This is a genomic window from Brevundimonas sp. UYEF29, assembly GCF_040546195.1.
GTDB lineage: Bacteria > Pseudomonadota > Alphaproteobacteria > Caulobacterales > Caulobacteraceae > Brevundimonas > Brevundimonas huaxiensis.
The window spans coordinates 205437-231377 of record NZ_JBEPNH010000004.1; the positions used below are offsets into that span (position 1 = coordinate 205437).

27 protein-coding genes are annotated in these 25941 nt (G+C 65.9%); 14 read left to right on the top strand and 13 right to left on the bottom strand.

Annotation, left to right across the window (positions count from 1 at the left end):
* From ABIB58_RS08925 to ABIB58_RS08965, 9 genes are all read right to left on the bottom strand, one after another.
* On the bottom strand, positions 1-1107 hold the full coding sequence (locus ABIB58_RS08925; RefSeq protein ID WP_354040390.1) for an acyltransferase family protein: 1107 nt from the start codon (positions 1105-1107) through the stop codon (positions 1-3).
* Between the two features lie 51 nt (positions 1108-1158).
* A complete protein-coding gene (locus ABIB58_RS08930; protein WP_354040392.1) occupies positions 1159-1563 on the bottom strand; it encodes a DUF1801 domain-containing protein in 405 nt (134 codons plus the stop codon).
* A gap of 3 nt (positions 1564-1566) precedes the next feature.
* Complete coding sequence (locus ABIB58_RS08935; RefSeq protein ID WP_045810305.1) at positions 1567-2988, bottom strand: NAD(P)(+) transhydrogenase (Re/Si-specific) subunit beta; 1422 nt, start codon at positions 2986-2988, stop codon at positions 1567-1569.
* A gap of 13 nt (positions 2989-3001) precedes the next feature.
* Positions 3002-3268, bottom strand: a complete 267-nt coding sequence (locus ABIB58_RS08940; RefSeq protein WP_055755025.1) for a hypothetical protein — start codon at positions 3266-3268, stop codon at positions 3002-3004.
* Entirely contained in the window at positions 3265-3573 is a 309-nt protein-coding gene (locus tag ABIB58_RS08945) for a hypothetical protein (protein ID WP_354040395.1), read from the bottom strand. The genes ABIB58_RS08940 and ABIB58_RS08945 overlap by 4 nt, the downstream gene beginning before the upstream one ends.
* On the bottom strand, positions 3570-3908 hold the full coding sequence (locus ABIB58_RS08950; protein ID WP_284877933.1) for an NAD(P) transhydrogenase subunit alpha part 2: 339 nt from the start codon (positions 3906-3908) through the stop codon (positions 3570-3572). The genes ABIB58_RS08945 and ABIB58_RS08950 overlap by 4 nt, the downstream gene beginning before the upstream one ends.
* Entirely contained in the window at positions 3908-5047 is a 1140-nt protein-coding gene (locus ABIB58_RS08955) for a Re/Si-specific NAD(P)(+) transhydrogenase subunit alpha (RefSeq protein WP_354040397.1), read from the bottom strand. Before ABIB58_RS08955 ends, ABIB58_RS08950 begins: the two co-directional genes overlap by 1 nt.
* A gap of 130 nt (positions 5048-5177) precedes the next feature.
* Positions 5178-5450, bottom strand: coding sequence for an aa3-type cytochrome c oxidase subunit IV (locus tag ABIB58_RS08960; RefSeq protein WP_017505952.1), 273 nt, complete (start codon positions 5448-5450; stop codon positions 5178-5180).
* A 76-nt stretch (positions 5451-5526) separates the two neighbouring features.
* Complete coding sequence (locus ABIB58_RS08965; protein WP_354040400.1) at positions 5527-7320, bottom strand: M3 family oligoendopeptidase; 1794 nt, start codon at positions 7318-7320, stop codon at positions 5527-5529.
* Between the two features lie 96 nt (positions 7321-7416).
* Between ABIB58_RS08965 and ABIB58_RS08970 the strand changes: the two genes are divergently transcribed.
* A complete protein-coding gene (locus tag ABIB58_RS08970) occupies positions 7417-9183 on the top strand; it encodes a DUF4153 domain-containing protein (protein ID WP_354040402.1) in 1767 nt (588 codons plus the stop codon).
* A 106-nt stretch (positions 9184-9289) separates the two neighbouring features.
* Entirely contained in the window at positions 9290-10741 is a 1452-nt protein-coding gene (locus tag ABIB58_RS08975) for a sigma-54-dependent transcriptional regulator (protein ID WP_354040404.1), read from the top strand.
* A gap of 154 nt (positions 10742-10895) precedes the next feature.
* Here the strand turns inward: ABIB58_RS08975 and ABIB58_RS08980 are convergent, their stop codons facing one another.
* The 3 genes from ABIB58_RS08980 to ykgO form a co-directional block, all read right to left on the bottom strand.
* Positions 10896-11192 carry a hypothetical protein gene (locus tag ABIB58_RS08980; RefSeq protein WP_039245675.1) on the bottom strand — a complete coding sequence of 99 codons (297 nt, stop codon included), beginning with the start codon at positions 11190-11192 and terminating at the stop codon, positions 10896-10898.
* Positions 11193-11324: 132 nt separating this feature from the next.
* Complete coding sequence (gene gapR, locus ABIB58_RS08985) at positions 11325-11600, bottom strand: nucleoid-associated protein GapR (protein WP_017505946.1); 276 nt, start codon at positions 11598-11600, stop codon at positions 11325-11327.
* A 195-nt stretch (positions 11601-11795) separates the two neighbouring features.
* On the bottom strand, positions 11796-11921 hold the full coding sequence (ykgO, locus tag ABIB58_RS08990) for a type B 50S ribosomal protein L36 (protein ID WP_008263184.1): 126 nt from the start codon (positions 11919-11921) through the stop codon (positions 11796-11798).
* Positions 11922-12393: 472 nt separating this feature from the next.
* Here ykgO and ABIB58_RS08995 point away from each other — a divergent pair, with 472 nt between their 5' ends.
* A complete protein-coding gene (locus ABIB58_RS08995; RefSeq protein WP_354040407.1) occupies positions 12394-13677 on the top strand; it encodes a lytic murein transglycosylase in 1284 nt (427 codons plus the stop codon).
* Positions 13678-14344: 667 nt separating this feature from the next.
* Here the strand turns inward: ABIB58_RS08995 and cysS are convergent.
* Positions 14345-15796: a cysteine--tRNA ligase gene (cysS, locus tag ABIB58_RS09000; RefSeq protein WP_354040410.1), complete on the bottom strand. Its 1452-nt coding sequence runs from the start codon at positions 15794-15796 to the stop codon at positions 14345-14347.
* Positions 15797-15924: 128 nt separating this feature from the next.
* Between cysS and folE the strand changes: the two genes are divergently transcribed.
* The 11 genes from folE (at position 15925) to ABIB58_RS09055 (ending at position 25939) form a co-directional block, all read left to right on the top strand.
* Positions 15925-16539 carry a GTP cyclohydrolase I FolE gene (gene folE, locus ABIB58_RS09005; RefSeq protein WP_354040412.1) on the top strand — a complete coding sequence of 205 codons (615 nt, stop codon included), beginning with the start codon at positions 15925-15927 and terminating at the stop codon, positions 16537-16539.
* 169 nt (positions 16540-16708) lie between these two features.
* Positions 16709-17143, top strand: coding sequence for a biopolymer transporter ExbD (locus ABIB58_RS09010; RefSeq protein WP_354040414.1), 435 nt, complete (start codon positions 16709-16711; stop codon positions 17141-17143).
* A gap of 128 nt (positions 17144-17271) precedes the next feature.
* On the top strand, positions 17272-19101 hold the full coding sequence (locus ABIB58_RS09015; RefSeq protein WP_045810312.1) for a gamma-glutamyltransferase family protein: 1830 nt from the start codon (positions 17272-17274) through the stop codon (positions 19099-19101).
* A 27-nt stretch (positions 19102-19128) separates the two neighbouring features.
* The gene (locus tag ABIB58_RS09020) at positions 19129-19491 is read left to right on the top strand and encodes an MmcQ/YjbR family DNA-binding protein (protein WP_045810313.1); all 363 of its coding nucleotides are present in this window, start codon (positions 19129-19131) and stop codon (positions 19489-19491) included.
* Positions 19492-19526: 35 nt separating this feature from the next.
* On the top strand, positions 19527-20381 hold the full coding sequence (locus ABIB58_RS09025; RefSeq protein WP_045810314.1) for an aldo/keto reductase: 855 nt from the start codon (positions 19527-19529) through the stop codon (positions 20379-20381).
* A gap of 18 nt (positions 20382-20399) precedes the next feature.
* On the top strand, positions 20400-21062 hold the full coding sequence (locus tag ABIB58_RS09030) for a Pr6Pr family membrane protein (RefSeq protein ID WP_354040417.1): 663 nt from the start codon (positions 20400-20402) through the stop codon (positions 21060-21062).
* A 165-nt stretch (positions 21063-21227) separates the two neighbouring features.
* Entirely contained in the window at positions 21228-22757 is a 1530-nt protein-coding gene (locus ABIB58_RS09035; RefSeq protein WP_354040531.1) for a UbiD family decarboxylase, read from the top strand.
* Between the two features lie 42 nt (positions 22758-22799).
* The gene (locus tag ABIB58_RS09040; RefSeq protein WP_354040420.1) at positions 22800-23066 is read left to right on the top strand and encodes an AbrB/MazE/SpoVT family DNA-binding domain-containing protein; all 267 of its coding nucleotides are present in this window, start codon (positions 22800-22802) and stop codon (positions 23064-23066) included.
* A complete protein-coding gene (locus tag ABIB58_RS09045; RefSeq protein ID WP_354040422.1) occupies positions 23060-23377 on the top strand; it encodes a type II toxin-antitoxin system PemK/MazF family toxin in 318 nt (105 codons plus the stop codon). Before ABIB58_RS09040 ends, ABIB58_RS09045 begins: the two co-directional genes overlap by 7 nt.
* Before the next feature lie 58 nt (positions 23378-23435).
* Entirely contained in the window at positions 23436-24068 is a 633-nt protein-coding gene (locus ABIB58_RS09050) for a hypothetical protein (protein ID WP_354040424.1), read from the top strand.
* Between the two features lie 101 nt (positions 24069-24169).
* Positions 24170-25939, top strand: a complete 1770-nt coding sequence (locus ABIB58_RS09055) for a M14 family metallopeptidase (protein WP_354040426.1) — start codon at positions 24170-24172, stop codon at positions 25937-25939.
* Positions 25940-25941: the final 2 nt, after the last annotated feature.

Genomic DNA, 25941 nt, shown 5'->3' on the forward strand with positions numbered 1-25941 from the left:
TCAGGCCGCCTTCGGCTTGGTCCAGCGGTCGATCATACGTTGGGCCGGCTGCTCGACCAGTCGGTGCGCCACGACGGCGACCGCGACGATGAAGCCGAACATGGCGACGGCGAACAGGTCGTTCAGCCAGACCGAGCCGAAATCGATGCGACGAACCGGGACCAGGTCCAGCTTCCTGGCCACGATCATCATCACGGTTAGGATGAACATGTGGACCATGTAAATGGCGAACGACCACCGCCCCAGGGTGACCAGAGCCGGATGGTCCAGCACGCGTGACAGCGCCCCCTCCTCGCCGGCGAAGACCCAGATCAGCGCCACGAAGATCAGGGTGACGGCCACGGTGATCGGCCCCTGAGCATAGCCGATGAAGACGCAGGCCGCGACGATGGCCGCAATCTCCAACAGAGTCGCGGCGCCGCCCTTGAGCCGCGGAATGCGGGTCCAGAGCCCCTGCAGCAGGCAGCCCAGGAAGAAGCCATAGACCGCGCGCGGCACGGCGAAATCATAGGTCGTGTTCATCCAGCGCCGGGCGTAGCTGAGCACCAACGCCCCGCCGATGATCGCCAGCACCAGCCCGATCCAGCGGAACCTTCTGGGCGCGATCAGCACCAGCCCTGCGAAGATCAGATAGCAAGCCCATTCGGCGCTGAGCGTCCACGACGGCCCGTTCCAGGTCAGATAGGGATGCACATGCCAGGCCTGGATCAGCGCCAGATTGGTGAAGATCGCTTCGATCGACCGATCCCGCGTGAACGGCGGCGCACTGTCGAAATGCAAGACCAGACGCGCCAGCTCCAGCCCGATGAAGGCCGCCAGCATCAGCAGATGCAGCGGCCAGATCCGCCCGAAACGCCGCACCATGAATCGCCCGGCGTCCCGCCCCGACTTCAATCGGTTCGCATAGGCGTGGGCGATCACAAAGCCCGACAAAACGAAGAAGTAATCGACGAACAGATAGGAGTGCTGAATGAAACCCCAGTCGCGCCAATGACTTGCGACGGGCATGTGAAACATCACGACAAGGATGGCGCACACACCTCGCAGGGAATCCAAGGCCTCGAAACGGCGATGGGCGACAGGGGTGGGGCGAGACGGCGTGTTCACGGACGCGTGATAGCGCCGGTCAAGGTTGCGCGATAGAGGGTTGAAGAGACTTCAGTCCGAGCCGGCTTTGACCGCGCGAACAGCGCGACCGCAAAGGTCGCGCAGAACCGCCTGATTGACATCCTCGAGGCGCGAAACATAGAGGCAGCCCACGCCGGTCTTCACCTTGCCCAAGCGGGCGATCAGCTGGGCTCGTTCAGGGAAATCGCCAGCGACATAAAGCACCAGATTGGCTTTTCGCGGCGAGAAGCTGATCAGCGGCCAGCCACCCTTGGGACGGCCGTCATTGCCGAACCCGATGATGGACGGTCCCCAGAGCACGGCCGGTTCACCGGTGATCTCCGACATCAGTGCGGCGACGGCATGAGCGTCAGACCGTCGGCGTGGATCGTCGATTGCAGACAAGAAGCCGTCGACAGAGGCGTCGGTGGGGCCGGTCTTGGGCGTACTGGCCATGGCTCAAAGCCCCTTCACGATCCCTTCGACCATCTTCTTGGCGTCGGCGAACAGCATCATGGTGTTGTCGCGGAAGAAGAGTTCGTTTTCGACCCCGGCATAGCCCGAACCCATGCCGCGCTTGATGAACAGGACCGTGCCGGCCTTTTCCACGTCCAGGATCGGCATGCCGTAGATGGCGCTCGTCGGGTCGGTCTTGGCGGCGGGGTTGGTCACGTCATTGGCGCCGATGACGAAGGCGACGTCGGCGGTGGCGAACTCGGCGTTGATGTCCTCAAGCTCGAACACCTCGTCATAGGGAACGTTGGCCTCGGCCAGCAGGACGTTCATGTGGCCCGGCATCCGGCCCGCGACGGGGTGGATGGCGTATTTCACCTCGACGCCTTCCTCCTTCAGCTTGTCGGCCATTTCACGCAGGGCGTGCTGGGCCTGGGCCACCGCCATGCCGTAGCCGGGCACGATGATGACCTTGGACGCATTCTTCATGATGAAGGCGGCGTCCTCGGCCGAGCCTTGCTTGACCGGGCGCGTCTCCTTGGCGCCGCCGGGACCGGCCGTCGCATCGCCGCCGCCGAAGCCGCCCAGGATCACCGAGACGAAGCTGCGGTTCATGCCCTTGCACATGATGTAGCTGAGGATCGCGCCCGACGACCCGACCAGGGCGCCGGTGATGATCAGGGCGATGTTCTCCAGCGTGAAGCCCAGCGCGGCTGCGGCCCAGCCGGAATAGGAGTTCAGCATCGACACCACCACCGGCATGTCCGCCCCGCCGATGGGAATGATCAAGGTCGCGCCCAAAACGAGGGCGATCAGGAAGACGCCCCAGAAGGCCCAGGTCGCCGCGCCGTTCGTGCCGATCAGGATGCCGATCAGGAAGACCAGCCCCAGGGCCAGGCCGACATTGATCAGATGCCGCGCCGGCAGGATGATCGGCGCCCCGCTCATGTTGCCGTTCAGCTTGGCGAAGGCGATGACCGAGCCAGTGAAGGTGATGGCGCCGATGGCGACGCCGAGGCTGAGTTCGATGATCGACAGCGTCTTGATGCCGTTTCCGTCGTCGGTCAGGATTCCGAACGCCTCGGGCGCATAGATGGCGCCGATGGCGACCAGACAGGCGGCCATGCCGACCAGACTATGGAAGGCGGCGACCAGCTGCGGCATGTCGGTCATGGCGACCCGCTTGGCGATCAGGGCGCCGGCCCCGCCGCCGACGATGACGCCGCCCGCGATCAGGGCCAGGGTCACGGTATCCAGCGCCCCCGTCGTGCCCAGCGTCAGCAGGGTCACGCCGATGGCCAGCGCCATGCCGACCATGCCGAAGGTGTTGCCCTGACGGCTGGTCTCGGGGCTGGACAGCCCCCGCAGCGACAGGATGAACAGGACGCCCGAAACCAGATAGGCCAGTGCGGCCAAAGATGCGTTCATCACGCCCCTCCCCTCAAGACGTGCGGGCCAGCCGCCACAGGGCGGCGGCGATGAACAGCGGGCCGATGAAGAATAGGGCCCATTCGAAGACCCCCAGCGGCCGGTCCTGCGTCACCACGCGAACCAGAATGGCCGAGAAGACCAGGGCGATGCCGCAGTCATGCAGCCGCTGGCGCTTGATCGGAGTCTTGGCCCCGAACCAGCCGTACAGCCACAGGCCGAAGCCGATGCCGGTCGCGACCCAGGATCCGGTGATGGCGATCTGCGCGGCGTCGGTCATTTCGAACGCTTGCTAAAAGGCGCCAAGGTGCGGCGTCGAATGGCGTAGAAGCCAGTTACAGCAAATACCGCAGCAGCCACGGCCATCAGACCTGCGTAGAGCCAATCGCGATCTCTCACGCCTTCGATCGCCCGCCAGCCCCAAAGCCCGGTTACGGTCGGAAACAAGAGAATGCCGACGACAATCTCCACGGTGGATCGCACGGCTTTCGACAAGCGACCGCTGAAAGTCACCAACACGATCACTAAAGCTATGACGACGGCCCCGATCGCCGTCACGACCGCGTCCATCGGCAAACCGTTCACTTCGCCCCCTTCGGAGCGACGGGCCGCTCCTTCTTCTTGTACATGGCCAGCATTCGCCGCGTGACCATGAAGCCGCCGAAGATGTTGACGCTGGCCAGGGTGACGGCGACAACGCCCGCGCCCTTGGCGATCCAGGCGCTGGGGCCGGTCGCATCGCCCGACACGGCCGCCGCCGCGATCAGGCCGCCGACGATGATGACGCTGGAAATAGCGTTGGTCACGGCCATCAGCGGCGTATGCAGGGCCGGCGTCACGCTCCACACGACGTAATAGCCGACGAAGATCGCCAGCACGAAGATGGCCAGGCGGAAGACGGTGGGATCGACGTGTTCCATCAGTGTGTTCCCTTCAGACCTTCATGCACCACGGCGCCGGCATTGGTGACGACCGCCGCTTTCAGAATCGCGTCCTCCAAATCGACCGCCAGAACTCCGTCCTTGACCATCAGGCCCACGAAGGCGGTGAGGTTGCGGGCGTAGAGGGCGCTGGCGTCGGCGGCGATGCGGCCGGGCAGGTTCGACCAGCCGACGATGGTGACGCCGTTCGCGGTGGTCACGACCTCGTTCAGCTTGGAGCCCTCGACATTGCCCCCCGCTTCGACCGCCAGATCGATGATGACTGAGCCAGGTTTCATCGCGGCGACATGGGCGGCGGTCAGCAGCACCGGGGCGGCGCGGCCGGGGATCAGGGCTGTGGTGATGACCACGTCCTGCTTGACCACATGGCTGGCGGTCAGTTCGGCCTGTTTGGTCTGGTATTCGGGCGACATGGGTTTGGCGTAGCCGCCAGCGGTCTGGGCGTTCTTAAATTCCTCGTCCTCGACGGCCAGGAATTTGGCGCCCAGGCTTTCGACCTGTTCCTTGGTCGCGGGGCGGACGTCGGTGGCGGTGACGACGGCGCCCAGACGACGCGCTGTGGCGATGGCTTGCAAGCCCGCGACGCCCACCCCCATGATGAAGACCTTTGCGGCGGCGACCGTGCCGGCCGCCGTCATCATCATCGGGAAGCCCTTGCCGTAGGCGTAGGCCGCCTCGATCACCGCGCGATATCCGGCCAGGTTGGCCTGGGACGACAGGACGTCCATGACCTGGGCTCGGGTGATGCGGGGCACGAACTCCATGGCGAAGGCGGTGGCGTTGGCCCCGGCCAGGGCGTCGACGGTCGCCTTATCCCGATAGGCGTCCAGCATGGCGATGACGACGGCGCCGGGCTTCAGCGCGCTGGTTTCCTGGGCCGTGGGGCCGCGCACCTTCAGCACGATGTCGGCGCCGTCCAGCACGGTGCGGGTGTCGGGCTTCACCACGGCGCCGGCGGCGGCGTAGTCGGCGTCGGGAATGGAGGAGCCCAGGCCGGTCCCGGCCTCGACCGTGACGGTCGCCCCCAGGGCGATCAGCTTCTTGACCGTCTCGGGCGTGACGGCGCAGCGCGTCTCGCCTTCGCGACGTTCACGGGTGACGGCGATAGCGACGGCCAAGCGAATCCCCTCGTTCTTTTCTTTGAACGAAGGTTAGGCCCTTCCGGCGCAAGCCGTCAAAGCACGGTTATGCCAAAGCTTGGCGAGGGCGCGTGATTTCAGACCGCCGCAAGGCGATCCGATGCAAGGCTCAGTGCGCGGCGCCGGGCTTGGACTTCAGCGCCACGAAGCCGACGCCGCCCAGAACGACCGCACCGATGACGGCGGCCATAAAGCTGCCGCCCGGGTGGAACCACAGGGTCAGGAAGAGCAGCAGCACGGCGATGGCCAGGCTGCCCCACTTGGCCAGGTTCAGGAACAGGCGGTAGGTCGAGACCTGTTCGCGCACTTCCATATGGCCGTGCAGATAGGCTTGCGCATCGGCGTCGGCAGGTGCGTTGGCGGTGTCGTGCAGGTCGGCCATTCGTGGAATCCCCTCGTCGTTATCGCGGACTTACACCGAGGCGACCGCCCCGCTCAAGCCCGCAGTCATGCCCTGGTCAGGCCAGCGCCTCGAACTGATCGACCAGCCGCTCCAGCCTCTGACAGCCGACGCTCCAGAAGGCCGGGTCGCGCGGGTCCAGACCGAACGGCTTTAACGCCTCGACATAGGTTCGCGATCCGCCGCCGGCCAGAAGCTCGCGATAAAGGGGCGTGAACCCGGCCGGATCATTGCGACGCGCCTCCATCAGCGCCGCCACCAGCAGGTCGCCGAAGGCATAGGCGTAAACATAGAAGGGCGAATGGACGAAGTGGCTGACGTAGGCCCACCAGTGTTCATAGCCCGGGTTCAGCTTGACCGACGGCCCCAGCGAGGCGCCCATTTCCTCAAGCCACAGTTGATTGATCCGCTGTTGCGACACCTCGCCCTGCAGGCGCTCGTCGTGGAAGCGGGTCTCGAACCGGTGAAAAGCGATCTGGCGCACGACGGTGTTCAGACCATCCTCGATCCGGCCGGCCAGCAGGCCGCGCTGCTCGGCCTTCGGCGCGGTCGCCAGCAGACGATCAAACGTCAGCCCTTCGGCGAAGATCGACGCCGTCTCCGCCAGTGTCAGGGGCGTGTCGGCCAGAAGCGTGCCCTGATCGGCCGCCAGGGTCTGGTGGACGCCATGACCCAGCTCGTGCGCCAGGGTCAGGACGTCGCGCCGCTCGCCCATCCAGTTCAGGAAAACATAGGGGTGGCGGTCGGCGGTGACGGGGTGGGCATAGGCGCCGGACTGCTTGCCCGGCCGCGCCCGACCGTCGATCCAGGGCTTGTCGAAGAAGCCGCCTGCCCGGTCGGCGAAATCGCCGCCCAGGTCCGAAAAACTGTCCAGCACGATCTCGCGCCCCTGAGTCCAGGTGAAGGCGCGCGGCGTCGTCGTCTCGATCGGGGCGTTACGGTCCCAGTGATCCAGGCGCGCCCTGCCCATCGCCTTGGCCTTCAGCGCATAATAGCGGTGCGATAGGCGCGGATAGGCGGCGGCGACGGCCTCGGCCATCGCATCCACCGCCTCGCCATCCACCTCGTTGCCCAGGTGACGGCTGTCGGCGGGACGTTTGAACCCGCGCCAGCGATCCTCCATCGCCTTGTCGGCGGAGACGGTGTTCAGCACCAGGGCCAGGGTCGGGGCGCGGGCGGCCAGCGCCTCTGACAGACCCTCGGCGGCGGCCTTGCGGCGTGCGGGCTTGGCGTCCGACAGGCGGTTCAGCGCCTCGGCCAGCGTCAGTTCCTCGTGGCCAGCCTTCGCACGCAGGGCGGCCAGCTGCTCGTCGAACAGGCGCGGCCATTGGGCCGTGATCGGGCCGCGCTCGGCGATGAAGGTTTCCAGTTCGGCCGACAGTTCGTGCGGTTTCATCGCCCGCACCCGCCGCAACCAAGGCCGCCAGCGCGCGGCGCCCGCATGGGCGGTAAGCGCCTCTTCCAGCGCCGCATCGTCGATCTGATTGATTTCCAGCGTCAGCCAGACGGTCGGGGTGGCGATGGCGGAGATCTTCTCGCGCACATCGGCCTCGAACCCTTGCGCCGTCGCATCGTCGCGCGCGGTCGAGGCCGACAGGAAGGCATAGGCGCCCAGCGCGCCCAGCACATCGGACGCCTGCTCGTAAAGCTGGATCGCCCGGTCCAGCGCCTCGCCCAGCGCCTGGGCGTCTTGATCCGCCGCCAGCCGGCCTTTCAGCCCGTTCAACGCCTCGACCAGACCCCTCGCCTTGTCCAGATCGGCGGCCACCTTGGCGTCGTCGCGCGACGCATAGAGGTCGGTCAGGTCCCATAGCGGGGCTTCGGTGTTGGGCGTCTTGAAGGGAGCGTTCATGCCCCTGTTCTGGGGATGCGCAGCGACGGCCGCAACCGCCCCTTGCGCTTTCTCGGCGTCACGGCCCGTGCAATCCTGCCTTTCGGAGACGCGTGAATGACCGAAACCCTGCAGCATGACACCGGCCGGACGGGCCTTGGCGGGGCCTCGGCCCTGTTTGCGATTCGGCTGGCGACGGGTCTGGTTCAGGGGCTGGCGCTCTATCTGCTGTATCTGGCGGCCGACAGCCGCGTCTGGCCCCAAACCCAGCCGGTGGTGTTCGGCGCCCTGGCCCTGGCGGCCGGCTATGTGCCGGTGGTGGTTCTCGCCGGCGTAGGTCGGATCAAGCTGCTGGCCCTGATCCTTTGGGCGGCCGCCGCAGCCGGCGTGCTGGCTCTGTTAGGCGCCCACGACGTCGCCCGCCAGGTGCTGAAGCCGCATGCGGAGCCGCCTTTCCTGAGCTTCCCCGTGCTGGCCTTCGGCGCGGCGGCCCTGTTCATCGCCCATCACCTGATCGTGCCCGCGATCCGCGAACGACGCTGGATCGTCGATTACCCCGACTATTTCGACATCGCCTGGAAGGCAGGGGTGCAACTGGGCCTGTCTCTGGGCTTCACCGGCGCCTTCTGGATCCTGCTGCATCTGGGCGCGGCCCTGTTCAAGATGATCGGCCTGGCCTTTCTGCAGCACCTGCTCGGCGAGGCGTGGTTCGCCATTCCCGTCACGGCCCTGGTCTTCGCCACCGCGGTCCAGCTGACCGATGTGCGCGACGGGCTGATCCGGGGCGTGCGGACGGTGGCCTTGATGCTGCTGTCCTGGCTGTTGCTGGTGATCACGGTCCTGGTCGGCGGCTTCCTCCTCGCCCTGCCCTTCACCGGATTGGACGGCCTGTGGGAGACGCGCAGTGCGACCGCCCTAGTGCTGTCGGCCGCCGCGGCCCTGATCGTGCTGATCAATACGGCCTATCAGGATGGGCGCGCCGACAATCTGCCGCCGGTTGTCCTGCGATACGGCGTGCGGGCGGCGTCCGTCCTGATCGCACCGCTGATCGCTCTGGCCGCCTGGGGGCTGGCCTTGCGGATCGGCCAGCACGGCCTGACGCCCGATCGGATCATCGCCGCCGCCTGCACCTTGGTCGGCGCGGTCTATGGCGCAGGCTATCTGCTGGCGGCCATGAAACCGGGCTGGATGAAGCCGCTGGAGCGGACCAATGTCGTCGCGGCGATCCTGTCGGTCCTGGTCATCCTGGCCCTGTTCAGCCCTTTGGCCGATCCCGCCCGCCTCTCGGTGCAGGATCAGGTCGCACGCTTGCAGCGGGGGGCGGTGTCCGCTGACACGTTCGACTACGACTTCCTGCGATTCGAGAGCGGCAAGGCCGGCGAGGCGGCGCTGCGACGTCTGGCCGCCTCAACCGATCCTCGCATCGCGCGAAACGCCCGCGCCGCCCAGGCCCGCCCCTGGCCGTCCGGCGATACCGCGCAGGGACGGCAAGAGCGCAAGGCCGCCATTCGCCTGAAGGCCGCCGATGGCCAATCCGTCCCCGCCAGCTTCGTCGAACAGTTGGACGCGCAGGTGGACGTGCTGTTCAGTTGCAATGCGGAAGCCCCCTGCGTCGTACGATCAATGGACCTGAACGACGATGGACGAACCGATCTGCTGGTCGCCACGGCTCGTGAAATCGTCGCCTTCGATCAGGACGCCCAGGGCCAATGGCGCGTGACGGGCCGATACGGCTTCACCTGCGGGCGCAATGCCGAGCGGATGAACGAAGGCCTGTCGAAGGGCGTCGCGACGGCGCCGGCGGCCCTGCCCGACCTGGTCGTCGATGGCCAAAGATTGCGCGCCACCCCCGAGGTGCGATGCGACGCAACCGAGCCGCGTTAACGGGACGCTCACCACGCCGTGTCACCCGATTTTCACCTCGCCACCCTAGGAATCGTCCCGAAACGATCCATCCGTGACGGGTTGGGCGACAGTACAAGGGATTTTCATGGCCAAGACCATCCTGGTCGTTGACGACGATCCGACCCAGCGCCGGCTGATTCAGGCCGTGCTGGAGCGGGACGGCAACGCCGTGGTCCATGCCGCCAGCGGCGGCGAGGCCATCGACCGGATGACGCGCGGCGGCGGGGCCGACCTGATCCTGCTGGACATGGTCATGCCCGAGATGTCGGGGCTGGAATGCCTGGCCGAACTGCGCAGCGCCGGGATCAATGAGCCGGTCATCGTCCTGACCGCCAACGGCGGCATCGACATGGTGGTCAAGGCCATGCAGGCCGGGGCCCAGGACTTCTTCGTCAAGCCGGTCGGACCCGAACGTCTGCTGGTCGGCGTGCGCAACGCCATGCAGATGAAGCGCCTGACCGCCGAGGTCGGGCGCCTGACCAAACGCGTTCAGGGTCGCACCAGTTTCAACGACATCGTGGGCGATAGCGCGCCGATGCGCATGGTCAAGGCGCTGGGCGCCCGGGCCGCCAAATCCTCGATCCCCGTCCTGATCACCGGCGAGAGCGGTGTCGGCAAGGAGGTCATCGCCCGCGCCCTGCACGGCGCCAGCGACCGAGCCGGCAAGCCCTTCGTCGCCGTCAACTGCGGCGCCCTGCCCGCCAATCTGATCGAATCCATCCTGTTCGGGCATGAGAAGGGCGCCTTTACCGGCGCCGTGGATAAGACGCTGGGCAAGTTCCGAGAAGCGGACGGCGGCACCCTGTTCCTGGACGAAATCGGCGAACTGCCGCTGGACATGCAGGTCAAGCTGCTGCGCGCGCTGCAAGAAGGCGAGATCGATCCCGTCGGCGGCAAACGCCCGGTCAAGATCGATGTGCGGATCGTCTCGGCGACCAATCGCGACCCCGCCCAGCAGGTCAAGGACGGCGCCTTCCGCGAGGATCTGTTCTATCGCCTGAACGTCTTCCCGATCGAGGCCCCGTCCTTGCGCGACCGGCGCGAGGACATCGCGCCCCTGGTCGATCACTTCATCGCCCGTTTCAACGCCGAGGAGGGCAAGCGGATCGCCGGATGCGCGCCTGAGACCCTGGCTCTGCTGCAAGGGTTTGATTGGCCCGGAAACGTGCGACAGCTGGAAAATGCGGTGTTCCGCGCGATCGTCCTGGCTGATGCGCCCTTCCTTCAGCCGCACGATTTCCCCGCGATTTCAGGCGTCGCCGCCCCCATGCCCGACGCCCAGCCTCTGCAGGCCGCAACAGCCGCCGGCGCTCAGACCGACGCCGCCGCGCAGGTCGATCAGCCGATCCGCATCCTGGACGAGCGCGGCCATCTGCGCACGCTGGAAGACATCGAACGCGACCTGATCCAGCACGCCATCGAGGTCTATGCCGGTCATATGAGCGAGATCGCGCGCCGCCTCGGCATCGGCCGCTCGACCCTGTATCGCAAGGTCCGCGAACAGGGCCTGGAAGGTCAACTGAAGGAAGCGGGCTGAGGGTTACCGTCTCCTCCCCACATCGTGGGGAGGTGGCGCGGCGCTCCTTAGCGCCGTGACGGAGGGGCTCTTCGCCGCATCATAGCGCCTTTGGAGATTCGAGAGCCTCTCCACCGCTGCGCGGTCCCCTTCCCCACAAGCGGGGAGGAGACGATCACTCCGACGGCTTCCTGCCCCACCGCCGTTTCGGCTCTTCGCCATTGGCCTTGGCGGTGATCTCTTTCAGCTTGCGGCCCTGCATCGCCGACAGGGCTTGCCCCGGTGCGCCCTTTTCGGGGTCGGCGAAGGCGCGGCCGTGAGTTTTCACGCGCTCGCTGACCGAATCGATGAACTCGCCTTCCCATTCGGACAGGGAAACGCCCGCCTTATCCGCCGCACGGCGAGCGCGCTTTAAGGCATTCAACGCAGCGCGTTTAGCCGCCTCGCGCTGCTGATCCCAAGGGCTCAGCAGCGTCTCTTTTTTGGCGCTACCGCCCTTCGGGCTGCTTGAGCGCAGATTTGAAGCGCCATCGCCTTTCAGGCCGCCTGATCGCGACAGCCCGCTTCCTGGCTTGAAGGGGGTGCGCTTCAAGCCGGGTCAGCCTCAGATCTCGCCGAGCGCCGACAGATAGAGGTCCAGGATGGCGTCCTCTTCCTGACGCTTGGCCTTGTCCTGCTTTCTGATGCGGATGACCTTGCGCAGGATCTTGACGTCGTAGCCCTCGCCCTTGGCCTCGGCGAAGACCTCCTTCATGTCGGTCATGACGGCCTGCTTGTCCTCTTCGAGACGCTCAAGGCGCTCGATGATGGTGCGAAGGCGGCCCTGCGCCGTGGCGGTCAGAACGTCGGAACCACCGTCGAACGAAGCGTCGTCAGCCATGGGGAATACTCCAGAAATCAGGCGCGGACGCTAACCCTGCGGACAGGCGCGCGACAACCGCGGACACGAAAAAGGCCGCGGACAGAAATCCGCAGCCTGTGGATCGTCATCTTTCAAGCGCGCTATCGCCCTTCGGGCTGCTTGAGCGCGATCCAGCGTGCGCACGCCGCCGAAGCGGCGCGCAGCGAACGCTGCTTAGCCCTGCTTCGCCTTGAAGCGCGGGTCGGTCTTGTTGATGACGAAGACGACGCCCTTGCGACGCACGACCTTGCAGTCGCGGTGGCGGGTCTTCAGCGACTTGAGCGAGCTACGGACCTTCATGGTCGGACGTCCTGAAAGAAACCAATAAGAAAGCCGCTGACCCGGTCGGATCGCGGCGGAGGCGGTCGTATAGAGAGAGGGGTTCGGAAGGTCAAGCCGCCAAAGGCCGAAACCGCAGAAAACCCAGTCCCCGTCTGCCTGGTGAAGCCTTTCACTTCGCGTGCTCAAGTAGCGCAAAGCGCGATAGCACGCTTAGAAAACTATGGAGGCCTGACCTCCGAGTCGAACGGAGGGTTTACGGGGTTGCACGCCCGCCGCGTCGCCGCTCCGCCATCAGGCCGTCAGAGCTGGTGCGTCATTACGACACACACGCATAAGGCGTCCAATACAAAGGTGGTTAACGGCGCGCCTTACACCCGAGCGGGGAACAGCGAGGCAACGCATTCGCGCGGCGCGCGCTTTAGGGCGTCGAAATGGCCGTTCGCGCGGATGTCATTTCGTGTCTGACCCCGGGGGCTCTAGTTTGAATCTCATGCGCTTTTCCTACCGCCTTCTCCTGATCGGCTGCGTCTCGGCCTGCGCGCCCATGCTGCCCGAGCCGCAGGTGAACCTGCCGACGCCCCAGCCTCAGCCCCAGGCGGGCGCGCCGGTCACGACGCCGGCCCCCGCCCCCCAGACGCCGCCATTGGCCGCCTATGACCAGCAGGGTTTCGAGGGCTGGAAACAGGGCTTCCTGGCGCGCAAGGGCGGCGCCCGCCGCGCGGACTACGCCCGGGAACTGGAGGGGCTGACGCCCGATCCGACGGTGATCCGCCTGGATCGCAACCAGCCTGAATTCTCCAAACCCGCCGGCGCCTATGTGCAGAATGCGGTGACCCCGGTCCGAATCGCTCAGGCCAAACAGCGCATCGACCGGGTGCCGTGGTCGGTGGTTCAACGATTCGGCGTGCCCAGCGAAATCCTGGTCGGCGTCTGGGCGCAAGAGAGCGCCTTCGGTCAGGTGCAGGGCGACTATGACGTGATCCGCTCGCTGGCGACCCTGGCCTACGACGGTCGCAGGCGCGATTGGGCCGAGGGGCAGCTGAAGGACGCGCTGGACATCGTCGTGGACGGCCGGCGCGAGCGCGCGGGCCTGAAGGGCAGCTGGGCCGGAGCCATGGGCCAGACCCAGTTCATGCCCGACAACTATCTGCGCCTGGGCGTGGACCAGGACGGCGACGGCAAGGTCGACATCTGGCGCGACGACGCCGACGCCCTGGCGTCCGCCGCCAACCTGCTGGCCCAGGCCGGGTGGAAGCGCGGTCAGGGCTGGGGCTATGAAGTCACCCTGCCCTCCGGCTTCGACTATGCCGAGGCGGAAGGCCCGAAACACAACTGGGCCTATTGGGCGGCCAAGGGCGTTCGCCTGGCGCAAGGCGGCGCCCCGAACGGCGCCGAGGCGCTGGAAGAAGCGACCATTCTGCTGCCCCAGGGCGCGAACGGTCCGGCCTTCCTGGCCCTGCCGAACCACTATGTGATCCGCCGCTACAACAACTCGGTGTCCTACGCCTTGGCCATCGGCCTGACGGCGGACGGGATCATGGGCAAGCCGGGGCTGACCAAGGCCTGGCCCAACGATCCGTCGATGACGCGCGATCAGCGTATCGGGGCGCAGCGCGCCCTGACGCAGCTGGGTTACGACACCCAGGGCGTCGACGGGGTGATCGGCTCCAACACCCGCGCGGCCCTGCGTCGCTGGCAGATCGCCAACGGCCGGATCGCCGACGGCTATCTGACGCCGGCGCTGGCGGACGAACTGATCCGCCGGGCGGGATAAGGGCTTCATTCCGGGCATGATTCGGCGCTCCTGCCTTTTCGCTGGGCGAAGAGGATGGAGGGCTGGGCGGAGCGCCGGGCCTTCGCCCGGAGTTCTGTTGTGTTGTTACCGTTTCGACGAAGGATTTGACGCTCCGCGCGGGTGGTTGGCCTGCAAGCTCGGGGCGCCGAGCGGTGGCGGTCTTATCGCCTAACCCCATAAGCCTGCGACGGGCGGGTCGGAGCAGCGATCCCCGATCCCCGGTGCGGCCGAGTATCCCCCTCGACCCTGCGACGCGACTGCGGACGCCGGGGCGATTCCCCGACCGATCAGCCCCGGCGCCGCGATGGGATTTCACCATCGCCCCCGTTCCATCCGCTCTCGCCGCCGCAAGGTCGCAGGCCTTACGAGCCCTCCATGCGACGAGACGGGGCTATTATGGGGCCGTTTGACCCCGTGGATGGGAGTAGGGAGACATAAATCGGCAAGCGTTTGAAATCGCTGGGAATGGACCAGCGGCATTGCGCTGGCTGAGCATCGTCTCCTCCCCATTCATGGGGAGGTGGCTCGAAGCGCAGCGGAGAGACGGAGGGGCTCTTCACCGCATCGCAGGCGCCGGTAGGATTTCAAGAACCCCTCCACCGCTTCGCGGTCCCCCTCCCCGCAAAGCGGGGAGGAGACGCTGTTTTTACCCCTTCACGCGCCAGGTGGCGCCGTCGGGGCCGTCCATGACGACGACGTTCAGGGCGTTCAGGCGGTCGCGGATGCGGTCGGCCTCTGGCCAGTCCTTGGCGGCGCGGGCGGCGGCGCGTTGGTCCAGCAGGGCCTCGACCTCCGCCTTCAGGGCGGGATCGCCGCCCTCGAACCAGGCGTCCGGCGTCAGCGACAGGACGCCGAGCAGCCCCGTCGCTTCCTTCAGGCTCCAACGCGCCATAGCGACATCGTTGATGTCGGCCTCGGCGTCGTTCAGCAGCTCACGCAGGGCGTTGCCGAGCCCGAACAGCTGGGCGATCGCGCCCGGCGTGTTGAGGTCGTCCTCAAGGGCGTCCAGAACGGGATCGAGCGCGTTTTCGGCCAGTTCCCTCTCGGCCTCGTCCAGCGTCGCCTCGTCGAAGTCGGCCAAGGCCGCATCGGCGTCGCGCAGGACGCCGTAGAGCCGATCCAGGTTCTTGCGGCTCTGGTCCAACAGTCCCTGGTTCCAGTCCAGCGGCTGGCGGTAGTGGGCCGACAGAAGCGCCCAGCGGACGACTTCGCCCGGCATGGCCTGGACCAGGTCGTGCAGCAGCAGGACGTTGCCGACCGACTTGGACATCTTCTCGGCGTCCACGGTCAAGAAGCCGTTGTGCATCCAGTAGCGGGCGTATTCGTCATGGGCCTGATCGCCATGCGCATGGCCATGGGCGCAGACGCCCTGCGCGATCTCGTTCTCATGGTGGGGGAAGACCAGGTCGATGCCGCCGCCGTGAATGTCGATGGGCAGGCCCAAGGTCTTTTCGATCATGGCCGAGCATTCGATGTGCCAGCCGGGACGCCCCTCGCCCCACGGCGACGGCCAGGACGGCTCGTCCGCCTTGGACGGCTTCCACAGGACGAAGTCGTGCGGGTTCTTCTTATAGGGCGCGACCTCGACGCGGGCGCCGGCGATCATGTCGTCCAGGTTCCGACCCGACAGGGCGCCGTAGGCCTTGTAGGACGAGACGTCGAACAGGACGTGCCCCTCGGCCGCATAGGCGCAGCCGGCGTCGACAATGGCCTGTATCTGATCGATGATGGCCGGGATGTAGTCGGTGACGTGGGGCGCGATATCGGGCGGCGTGACGTTCAGCAGGCCCATGTCGGCCAGATAGGCGGCTTCGTAGCGGGCCGTGACCTCTCCGATCGGGACGCCTTCGCGCGCGGCCTTCTGATTGATCTTGTCGTCCACGTCGGTGACGTTGCGGGCGTAGAGGACCTTGTCCGCGCCATAGGTCCGGCGCAGCAGCCGCACCAGGACGTCGAACACCACCGGCGGGCGCGCATTGCCGATGTGGGCGTAGTCATAGACCGTGGGGCCGCAGACATAGAGGGTCACACGATCCTTGTTCCGGGGCTCGAACAGGCGCTTTTCACGGCGCAGGGTGTCGTGGATGTGCAGCGGCATGGATCAGTCTTTAGCGGGTTTTCTTGCGGGACGGACGGTCTGTCCCATATAGCGGCCTGATATACAGTCCCGACGGATTGTAGAAGGTAAACCGGGCGACCCGCCCGCCCCGGCCGGAAATCGAGTTCATGAGCGTCACCCCCGCCAAGCCCGTCCTCGTCAGCGACGAAACCGTGCAACGCCCGTCGCGCGAACAGGCGCTGGAGGCCGTGCGCATCCTGATCGCCTGGGCCGGCGACAATCCCGACCGTCCTGGCCTGATCGATACGCCCAAGCGGGTGGTGGACGCTTACGGCGAATGGTTCGACGGCTATGACGCCGATGCGGGCAAGGAACTGAGCCGCACCTTCGAGGACGTGACCGGCTATGACGACATGGTCATCCTGCGCGACATCGAGGTCGAGAGCCACTGCGAGCACCACCTGGCCCCGTTCCTCGGCAAGGCCTATGTCGCCTATCTGCCTGGCGAGAAGGTGGTCGGCATCTCCAAGCTGGCGCGGGTCGTCGAGATCTATGCGCGGCGCCTGCAGAACCAGGAAACCCTGACCAACGACATCATCGACGCCATCGAATCGCACCTGCAGCCGCGCGGCGTGGCGGTGCTGGTGGACGCCGAGCATCAGTGCATGACCACGCGCGGCGTGCATCATCGGCACGTTTCGACCATCACGACCCGCTTCACCGGCGCCTTCAAGGACGATCCTGCCCTGGCGGACCGTTTTTTGAAGCTGGCCAAGGCCTGAAGGCCGAACCGTCGTCCCTCTGTCGTGTATAATTGACGTTCGGGAACGGCAGATCGTTTAGAACCGCTTTACAAGCCCGCATCGGGACGCCAAGAACCGATCAAGCCTTCGGGCGATCCATAGGGAAATGTCGGCGCGGAACGCAGCCGGCGAGTAACGGAGACGATGCATGGCTGCCAAGCTCGGTGGTTCCGGCGGGGACAAGCACACGATCGAACAGACGGCGGATATCAACATCACGCCGTTCATCGACATTCTGCTGGTGCTCATGATCATCTTCATGGTCGCCGCGCCGATGGCGACCGTGTCGATCCGTCTGGACCTGCCGCCCGCACAGCAACCGACCAATCCTGAGGATCAGAAGGAACCGGTGTACATCACCATCCAGGAAAACGGTCAGCTGTTCCTGTCGGACAAGCAAACCTCGATCGACAACCTGGCCACCGACGTCTGCACCGCCCTGGGCGGCGGCGCCTGCCAGGAAGAGCGCGTCTTCGTCCGCGCCCAGCCGGAAGTGAAATATTCGCAGTTCATGGAAGTCATGAACAAGATGCAGGAGAACGGCTTCTTCAAGGTCGGCCTGCTGAACGAAGACATCGAATAGGATCTTCGTCCTTTTCCAGGATTTGGGCCGCGTTCCGAAAGGGACGCGGCCTTTTTCTTTGTCGCAAGGCTTGCCGGATCGATCGACTGCACCCTTGATGCCGCATCGGTTGTTCGAGGAGTCCGCCTATGCGTCGTCGCACCTTCCTGTCCGCCCTGCCTGCCGGCGCGCTGGCGGCGACCGCAGCCCAGGCCCGGCAGGCCTCTCCCGCCGCCAAGCCGACCAAGGCGGCGCCCGCTCCCGCTCGCCCGGCTGACCCCTATGCCGGCGTCGGCATCGGCGACCGGATTTCGGGACCGAAGTTCATGGGACGCTCGACCGTCTGGGGCGCGAACGGGGCGGCGGCGACGGCGCATCCGGCGGCCAGCCTGATCGGCATCGACACCCTAAGACGCGGCGGATCGGCCATCGATGCGGCCATCGCCATCAATGCGGCCCTGGGCTTTCTGGAGCCGGTCGCCAACGGCATCGGCGGCGACGCCTATTGCATGCTGTGGGACCCTAAACAGAAGAAGGTCGTCGGGCTGAACGGATCGGGCGCCAGTCCGCGGGGCCTCAGCCTGGAGATCGCGCGATCAAAGGCCATCGACGGCTATCTGCCCCGCTATGGCGCGGTGACGGTCAATGTGCCGGGCACGGTGGACGCCTGGTGGAGCGCGCACCAGCGGTACGGCAAGCTGCCGTGGAAAGAGGTGCTGCTGCCCGTCGCCGAACTGTGCGAACAGGGTGTGCCCGTGCCCCAGGTCATCGCCTACTATCTGGAACGCAACATGGCTGCGTTTGATCGGGGCCAGATCCCGATCGAGGAAAACGAGAACCGAAAGCGCATCTGGGCCGCCGGCGGCGCGACGCCGAAAGTGGGCGAGATTTTCGCCAACCCCTATCTGGGCAAGACGCTGCGGATGATCGCAGAGGGCGGGCGCGACGCCTTCTACAACGGCCCCATCGCCGATCAGATCGAGGCCTATTTCAAGCGGATCGGCGGCTGGATGACCCGCGCCGACCTGGCCGCCCATCATACCGAATGGGTCGAGCCGATCCGGACCAACTATCGCGGGGTCGATGTCTTCGGCCTGGGTCCGAACACGCAGGGGCTGAGCACCAACCAGATCCTGAACATCTGCGAACAGTTCGACCTGAAATCCATGGGCTTCCAGTCCGCCGCCTCGCTGCACGTCCAGGCCGAGGCCAAGCGGCTGGCGTTCGAGGACCGGGCGCGCTGGTTCGCCGACGACCGATTCTCCAAGACGCCGGTCGAATGGCTGAACTCCAAGGCCTATGCGGCCGAGCGCGCCAAGCTGATCCGGCCCGATCGGGTCATGGACCGCGTCATGCCGGGCGATGCGCCGCACCACGGCGACACCACCTATTTCAGCGTCGCCGACGCCGACGGGATGATGGTCAGCTGGATCCAGTCCAACTATCGCGGCATGGGTTCGGGCCTGGCGCCCGACAACGGCTCCGAACCGCTGGGCTTCATGTTTCAGGACCGTGGCGAGCTGTTCGCCCTGACCGACGGCCATCCGAATATCTATGCGCCCGGCAAGCGCCCGTTCCAGACCATCATCCCCGGCTTTGCGGTCAAGGACGGCGAGCCGTGGATGGCGTTCGGCGTCATGGGCGGCGCCATGCAGCCCCAGGGCCAGGCCCAGATCATCATCAACATGGTCGATTACGGGCTGGAGCCCCAGGCGGCGGGCGACGCCCCGCGCTGGCAACACTATGGCTCGTCCGAACCGACCGGCCAGCCGCAGGAAGGAACCGGCGTGCTGCATCTGGAAAGCGGCGTGCCCGAGGCGACTAAGGCCCAGCTGCGCGCCATGGGCTGGACGCTGGGCGAACCCGACGGCGGCTTCGGCGGCTATCAGAACGTCATGAAACAGATGAACCCCGGCGGGCGCTGGACCTATGGCGCGGCGACCGAGATGCGCAAGGACGGGATCGCGCTGGCTTATTGAAGTTGGCTGACTGAGGTTGACCGACCGATGACCCACGACGAGGTCCGGGCCCTTCTGCTGTCGTTTCCCGGCGTGGAGGACGGCGTGTCCTATGGCGAGCCGTCGTTCAAGGTGGCGGGCAAGTTCTTCACCTGGATGCGCCCGGCGCTGGACGACAGCATCGTGGTGCATCTGGACAATCGGGATGAGCGCGAACTGCTGATCGAAATGGACCCGGCGACCTTTCATTTCACCGACCACTATCGCGACCATCCCATTGTCCTGGCCCGCATCGCCAGCGTCGATCCCGTCTGGCTGAGGGCCGCGCTTGAGAAGCGATGGCGTCGGATCGCGCCGAAAAAGCTGTCCAAGGCGCATCCGGACCTTACCGGAGCGGGGTCGGGCGCCTAACGCCCCTCAAGCGGACCCAGCCCAAGGAGCGCCCCATGGCTTACGGCGACCAACCCACGATCACCGTCGACGGTATCGAAATCCCCCTGCTCGGCTTCGGCACCTGGCAGCTGGAGCCGGAAGATGCGCGGCGCATGGTCGCTGAGGCGCTGCGGATCGGATATCGCCACATCGATACGGCCTGGATCTATAAGAATGAGAAGGCGGTCGGCGAAGGCATCCGGGACGTTGTCGATTCTGGGGGCGTGGCGCGCGAGGACATCTTCCTGACCACCAAGATCTGGGTCGAGCATTTCACCCACGACGCCCTGCTGAAACAGGCCAGGGAATCGGCCGACAGCCTGGGCATGACGCCGGACCTGCTGCTGCTGCACTGGCCCAAGACGACGCCGACGTTCGAAGAGACGCTGGGCGCCCTGAACGAGGCCAAGGACCAGGGCCTGACCAAGTCGATCGGCCTGTCCAACTTCCCTTCCAAGGAGTTCCGCCAGGCGCAGAGCCTGTCCAAGGCGCGGCTGCTGACCGATCAGGTCGAGCATCACCCGTATCTGGGCGTTGATCAGCTGGTCGCCACCGCGGCCGAGCTGGGATCGTCGATCACCGCCTGGTCGCCGCTGGCGCAGGGCAAGATCGCCGACGACGCCACGATCAGCGAGATCGCCGGCGCGCACGGTAAGACCAACGGCCAGATCACCTTGCGCTGGCTGATCCAGCACGGGATCATCGCCATCCCGCGCACCACCAAGGAAAGCCGCGCGCGCGAGAACTTCGACATCTTCGACTTCGCCCTGACGGATGAGGAGATGCAGCGGATGGACGCCCTGGATCGCGGCGAACGCCTGGGCGACTGGCTGGACCCGGCGTTCGAATGGGACAAGACTGCCGCCTGACCGACACGGGAGGCGCCGGTGTTTCGCAAGCGGGACCAGCCCAGGCTGTGGCGCGCGACGTTCGCCGTCGTGGGCTGGACCGCGCTGGCGCTTCAATATCTGCTGATGATTGCGCCGGCCCAGGGCTGGACCGTGCTCGAACGGACGATCAACTACTTCAGCTTCTTCACCATTCTGACCAACATCCTGGTCGCACTGGCCTTCACCGGGCCGCTGCTGGGCGAAAGATCGCGGTTGGCCCGCTGGTCCGCCAGCGAAGGGGTCAGGGCGGCCGTCGCCGTGTACATCGTGGTGGTCGGGGTGGTGTACCACTTCCTGCTGCATCCCTACTGGAACCCGACCGGCTGGTCGCTGGTGGTTAATCTGGTGCTGCACTACGTCATGCCGGCAGCCTTCGTGCTGGACTGGCTGTGGTTCAGCCCCAAGGGCCGGCTGCGCTGGATCGATCCGGCGAAATGGCTGGCGTTTCCGCTCGTCTACGGCGGCTGGACCCTGGTTCATGGACTGGCGACGCGCTGGTGGCCCTATGGCTTCGTCAATGTGGATCAGCTGGGGCTGGTCCGGGTCGTGGTGATTTTCGGCGTGCTGCTGGTGTTTTTCCTGCTGATCGGCCTGGTGCTGGTGGGCCTGGATCGGGTGTTCGGTCGCGCGGCGCGTGACAGTTCGGCTCCGGCGCTCTAGGCATCCTCAACATCGCTCATCCCCGCGAAAGCGGGGACCCAGTTCTTTTGCGTGGCAGAGTGTCGGGGATTGAGGACTGCACCACGGTCCGGATGCCAGAACGCCCCAAAACACTGGGTCCCCGCTTTCGCGGGGATGAGCGGAATGGAAAAGACCGGACGCTTCATGGCCTACAAATCCCTGCGTGACTTCATCGACCAGCTGGAAGCCAAGGGCGAGCTGGTGCGGGTGTCCGAACCCGTCTCCACAGTGCTGGAGATGACCGAGATCCAGACCCGCCTGCTGAGGAACGGCGGACCGGCGGTGCTGTTCGAAAAGCCGGTCATGCCGGACGGTACGATCAGCCCCATCCCCTGCCTGGCCAATCTGTTCGGCACGGTGAAGCGGGTCGCCATGGGGGTGACGCTGGAGGGCAAGGACCGCACCACGGCGGGCGAACTGCGCGAGGTCGGGGAACTGCTGGCCTTCCTGAGAAACCCAACGCCGCCGCGCGGTCTGGGCGACGCGATGGAGATGCTGCCGCTGATGCAGACCGTCCTGTCGATGCGGCCCAAGACGGTGAAGAAGGCGCCGGTGCAGGAGGTGGTGCTGAAGGGCGACCAGATCGACCTGACCGCCCTGCCCGTCCAATCATGCTGGCCCGGCGAGCCGGCGCCCCTGATCACCTGGGGCCTGGTCGTGACAAAGGGGCCGAGCGACGACCGCGAAGACGACTTCAACCTGGGCATCTATCGGATGCAGGTGCTGGGCAAGGACAGGGCCATCATGCGCTGGCTGGCGCACCGTGGCGGGGCGCAACACTATGCCCGGCACAAGAAGGCCCGGCCCAAGGAGCCGCTGCCCTGCGCCGTCGTGCTGGGCGCCGATCCGGGGACCATCCTGGCGGCGGTGACGCCGGTGCCGGACACCCTGTCGGAGTACCAGTTCGCCGGCCTTATGCGGGGCGCCAAGGCCGAGCTTGTGCCCTGCAAGACCGTGCCGCTGATGGTCCCGGCCCAGGCCGAGATCGTGCTGGAGGGCCATGTCCTGCTGGACGAGTTCGAGGACGAGGGTCCGTATGGCGACCACACCGGCTATTACAACTCGGTCGAGAAGTTCCCGGTCTTCAAGGTCAGCGCGATCACCATGCGCCGCGACCCCATCTATCTGACCACCTTCACCGGCCGGCCGCCGGACGAGCCGAGCGTGCTGGGCGAGGCGCTGAACGAGGTCTTTATTCCCCTGCTGCGCCAGCAGTTCCCGGAGATCACGGACTTCTGGCTGCCGCCCGAGGGCTGCAGTTACCGGATCGCTGTGGTGTCGATGAAGAAGGCCTATCCGGGCCACGCCAAGCGCGTGATGCTGGGCGTCTGGAGCTATCTGCGCCAGTTCATGTACACCAAATGGGTCATCGTCGTGGACGACGACATCGACGCCCGCGACTGGAAGGACGTCATGTGGGCCATCTCGACCAAGATGGACCCGGCGCGCGACATCACCGTGATCGAGTCGACGCCCATCGACTATCTGGACTTCGCCAGCCCCGAGAGCGGCCTGGGCTCCAAGATCGGTCTGGACGCCACCGACAAATGGCCGCCCGAGACCAAGCGCGAATGGGGCGAGGAGATTCGCATGGACGAGGCGGTCGTCGAACGGGTCAACGATCTGTGGGGCCGTCTCGGCCTGCCGGGTGACGGGACGCCGATCTGGAAATAGGTCGATCCGCCTGTTATTACTCCGTTAGAACGGAGGACATTGATGTCGTCGGCTATACGCAAGATCGGAAACTCGGCAGGTGTGATCCTTCCCAAGCCCGTGCTGGAGTCACTCGGCGCCAAACTGGGCGACAGGATCGATTTCGTCGCCGAAAATGGCCGCGTGTTTCTGTCACCTGCTGTCGCTGATCCGCGCGAAGGTTGGGAGGAAGACTCCAAGCGACTCGGTGCATTGGTTTTGTCCGATGAAGATCGCGAATGGCTCGAAGCGCCGTTGAGCATCGAGGCCGAAACGGACTGGGAATGGTAAAGCGGGGCGAGGTCTGGCTGACCCGTCTCGATCCGACGGAAGGCAGCGAAATTCAAAAGACGCGGCCTTGTTTGATCGTTTCGCCGGATCGTCTCAGTCACCACGAGATCTTCATCGTCGCCCCGCTGAGTTCCGGCGGCCATGCCGCGCGTTTCCGGGTCGAGGTCGTCTTCCAAGGCAGACGTGGCAGGGTTCTGCCGGACCAGATCCGAACGGTCGCCCGCGGCCGATTGATCCGGCGCCTGGACAAGCTGGACGATCACTACGTCACCGAGGTCCTCGGCATCCTGAGACTGATGTTCGAGGACTAATCGTCAGCGCCGGGTCAAGTTTGCGAGATTTGATGAAGCTAGCACCTGTGGGGATGATGTGAGCGCGTTCGAGTTTTTCTTCAGCTTTTACGGCCTGCTGCTGGGCCTGTCCGTGGCCGAATTGGTCGGCGGGTTCGCGCGGGTGCTGCATGAGAAGCAGCGGATCCGGTTCGGCTGGCTGACGCCGATGCTGGCCCTGTTCGTGGCCATCGACATCGCCACCTTCTGGAACCAGGCCTGGGTCATCTTCCGCGGGGCGCCGTTCAACACCTTCGTGCTGCTGATCTCACTGGCCATCGCCGCAACCTTCTATGTCGCCGCCAGCGTGACCTTCCCGCGCGTTTCGGCCGAGGGCAGCGACCAAAAGATCGATCTGGACGACCATTTCTGGTCGCATCGGCGACTGGTGTTCGGCTGTATCCTGGCGGCCAATCTGATCGTGGCGGTGATCGTGATCATCCTGGCCCAGCTCAATCCCGGCTTCGCCAAGATCGCCGACTCGGTGCGCTTGTGGGTCGGGGTCGCCATCTTCGTGATCGGCACGGCGACGGCGGCGTTCGCGCCGTGGCGCCGGGTTGCGGTCGGCGCCCTGGTCGTCGTTCTGCTCTACAGTCTCTGGCAGATGGGGAACGCGGCGGCCCTGCTGCTCAAGGCCGGCGGCTGGGCGCCCGCGCTGGGCGGCGGCGGTTGAAATCTTGTCAGGGCCGCGCAATCGGCTCACGAAAGGCCATGCAGTCCCCTCTTCTGGTTTCGGCGCTGGTCGCCGCCCTTGCCTGTAGCGTGAGCCCCGCCATGTCCCAGACGCTTCCCAACACCGCACCTTGGGATCAAGCCTTCTTGCCGCCCGCCCCCGCCTGGGACGGCGCGTCCAAGGCTTTGCTGCGCGATGCGTCTGATCCTTGGGTCACGGCGTTCGAGGCCGATCCGGCGCATGACTTCAGCCCCAACTATGTCGACACCCGCGACTGGTTCGATCGTCTGGACGCCGCCAGCGACCTGATCCGCATCGAACAGTTCGGCGTCTCGCCCGAGGGCCGGCCCATCTATGCGGTGATCGCCTCCAAGGACGGCGCCGCCTTCGATCCCGCAAAGCCGGTGCTGATGATCCAGGCCGGCATCCACCCCGGCGAGATCGACGGCAAGGACGCGGGCATGATGCTGCTGCGCGACATCGCCTTCTATGGAAAGGACGCCCTGCTGGACCGGGTCAACCTGATCCTGATTCCGATCTTGAGCGTGGATGGCCATGAGCGTTCCGGCCCCTATTCCCGCCCGAACCAGCGCGGGCCGCGAATACAGGGCTGGCGCAATACGGCGACCAACCAGAACCTGAACCGCGATTATCTGAAGCTGGACCAGCCCGAGATGCGGGCCGTGCGCGGCCTGATCCTGAAATATCGGCCGGACCTCTATGTGGACGTCCACGTCACCGACGGCATGGATTACCAGTACGACGTCACCTACGGCTTCAACGGCGAGGACGGGACCTTCAGCCGCTCGCCGAACGGCTCGGCCTGGCTGGATTCAGTCTTCAAGCCCGCCATGAACGCCGCGCTGGAGCGCGAGGGCCACATCCCCGGCGAACTGGTGTTCGGCATCGACGACGATGAACCCAAGAAGGGCCTGTCGGACGGCGGCCTGGGCGAGCGGTTCTCCAACGGCTGGGGCGCGGCCGCCCATGTGCCGACGATCCTGATCGAAAACCACAGCCTGAAACCGCACGAGCAGCGCGTTTTGGGCACCTATGTCTTCATCGAGGAGGCGATGCGTCTGCTGGCCGATCAGGGCGCCGGTCTTCGCGCCGCGACGGATCAGGACAAGGCCCTGCGTCCGGCGCAGATCCCCGCCAACTTCGAGGCCGACGAGACGCCGTCGTCCACGCGCCCGTTCAAGGGCATGCTGTACGAGATGTACGACAGTCCCGCCTCGGGCCGGAAGGAGATCCGCTGGCTGGGCCGCCCCGATCCCGAACTGTGGCAGATGCCCTTCTATGGCTCCAAGCCGACGCTGAGCGTGACGCGGCCGACGGCCTATTGGGTGCCGGGCTATCGCACCGACATCATCGAGCGGCTGAAGACGCACGGGATCGAAATGGAGACGGTCGAGGCTGCGCGCACCGTGAACCTGTCCATGCTGCGCCTGGTCGAGCCCAAGCTGGCGACCCGCGCCAATGAAGGTCACGTGCAGGCTTCGGTGAAGACCGTAGAGGTCGAGAAGCGCGACTGGACGTATCCGACCGGCTCGGTGCGGGTGCCGACGGATCAGCCGCTGGGCGACATCGTCGTGCTGCTGCTGGAGCCGCAATCCAGCGAAAGCTTCTTCGCTTGGGGCATGTTCCCCGAGGTGATGAGCCGCGTCGAATATATCGAGGCCTACGCCATCGCCCCGCTGGCCGACAAGATGATGGCGGCGGACCCGGCGTTGAAGGCCGAGTTCGAGGCCAAGGTCGCAGGCGACGCCGCCTTCGCCGCCGATCCGCAGGCGCGTCTGGCCTGGTTCTATGAACGCACGCCCTTCTATGACGACCACTATCTGCTCTACCCCGTCGGGCGCGAGGACTGATC

What these genes read in the sequence shown, in the direction of transcription:
- ABIB58_RS08940 (WP_055755025.1), bottom strand. Translation starts at nt 3,268, where the DNA reads ATGACCGACGCCGCGCAGATCGCCATCACCGGATCCTGGGTCGCGACC.
- ABIB58_RS09010 (WP_354040414.1), top strand. Translation starts at nt 16,709, where the DNA reads ATGGCTGCCAAGCTCGGTGGTTCCGGCGGGGACAAGCACACGATCGAA.
- ABIB58_RS08965 (WP_354040400.1), bottom strand. Translation starts at nt 7,320, where the DNA reads ATGAACGCTCCCTTCAAGACGCCCAACACCGAAGCCCCGCTATGGGAC.
- ABIB58_RS08960 (WP_017505952.1), bottom strand. Translation starts at nt 5,450, where the DNA reads ATGGCCGACCTGCACGACACCGCCAACGCACCTGCCGACGCCGATGCG.
- ABIB58_RS08930 (WP_354040392.1), bottom strand. Translation starts at nt 1,563, where the DNA reads ATGGCCAGTACGCCCAAGACCGGCCCCACCGACGCCTCTGTCGACGGC.
- ABIB58_RS09045 (WP_354040422.1), top strand. Translation starts at nt 23,060, where the DNA reads ATGGTAAAGCGGGGCGAGGTCTGGCTGACCCGTCTCGATCCGACGGAA.
- ABIB58_RS08970 (WP_354040402.1), top strand. Translation starts at nt 7,417, where the DNA reads ATGACCGAAACCCTGCAGCATGACACCGGCCGGACGGGCCTTGGCGGG.
- gapR (WP_017505946.1), bottom strand. Translation starts at nt 11,600, where the DNA reads ATGGCTGACGACGCTTCGTTCGACGGTGGTTCCGACGTTCTGACCGCC.
- ABIB58_RS09020 (WP_045810313.1), top strand. Translation starts at nt 19,129, where the DNA reads ATGACCCACGACGAGGTCCGGGCCCTTCTGCTGTCGTTTCCCGGCGTG.
- ykgO (WP_008263184.1), bottom strand. Translation starts at nt 11,921, where the DNA reads ATGAAGGTCCGTAGCTCGCTCAAGTCGCTGAAGACCCGCCACCGCGAC.
- ABIB58_RS09025 (WP_045810314.1), top strand. Translation starts at nt 19,527, where the DNA reads ATGGCTTACGGCGACCAACCCACGATCACCGTCGACGGTATCGAAATC.
- ABIB58_RS08995 (WP_354040407.1), top strand. Translation starts at nt 12,394, where the DNA reads ATGCGCTTTTCCTACCGCCTTCTCCTGATCGGCTGCGTCTCGGCCTGC.
- ABIB58_RS09040 (WP_354040420.1), top strand. Translation starts at nt 22,800, where the DNA reads ATGTCGTCGGCTATACGCAAGATCGGAAACTCGGCAGGTGTGATCCTT.
- cysS (WP_354040410.1), bottom strand. Translation starts at nt 15,796, where the DNA reads ATGCCGCTGCACATCCACGACACCCTGCGCCGTGAAAAGCGCCTGTTC.
- ABIB58_RS08935 (WP_045810305.1), bottom strand. Translation starts at nt 2,988, where the DNA reads ATGAACGCATCTTTGGCCGCACTGGCCTATCTGGTTTCGGGCGTCCTG.
- ABIB58_RS09055 (WP_354040426.1), top strand. Translation starts at nt 24,170, where the DNA reads ATGTCCCAGACGCTTCCCAACACCGCACCTTGGGATCAAGCCTTCTTG.
- ABIB58_RS09035 (WP_354040531.1), top strand. Translation starts at nt 21,228, where the DNA reads ATGGCCTACAAATCCCTGCGTGACTTCATCGACCAGCTGGAAGCCAAG.
- ABIB58_RS09015 (WP_045810312.1), top strand. Translation starts at nt 17,272, where the DNA reads ATGCGTCGTCGCACCTTCCTGTCCGCCCTGCCTGCCGGCGCGCTGGCG.
- ABIB58_RS08950 (WP_284877933.1), bottom strand. Translation starts at nt 3,908, where the DNA reads ATGGAACACGTCGATCCCACCGTCTTCCGCCTGGCCATCTTCGTGCTG.
- ABIB58_RS08975 (WP_354040404.1), top strand. Translation starts at nt 9,290, where the DNA reads ATGGCCAAGACCATCCTGGTCGTTGACGACGATCCGACCCAGCGCCGG.
- folE (WP_354040412.1), top strand. Translation starts at nt 15,925, where the DNA reads ATGAGCGTCACCCCCGCCAAGCCCGTCCTCGTCAGCGACGAAACCGTG.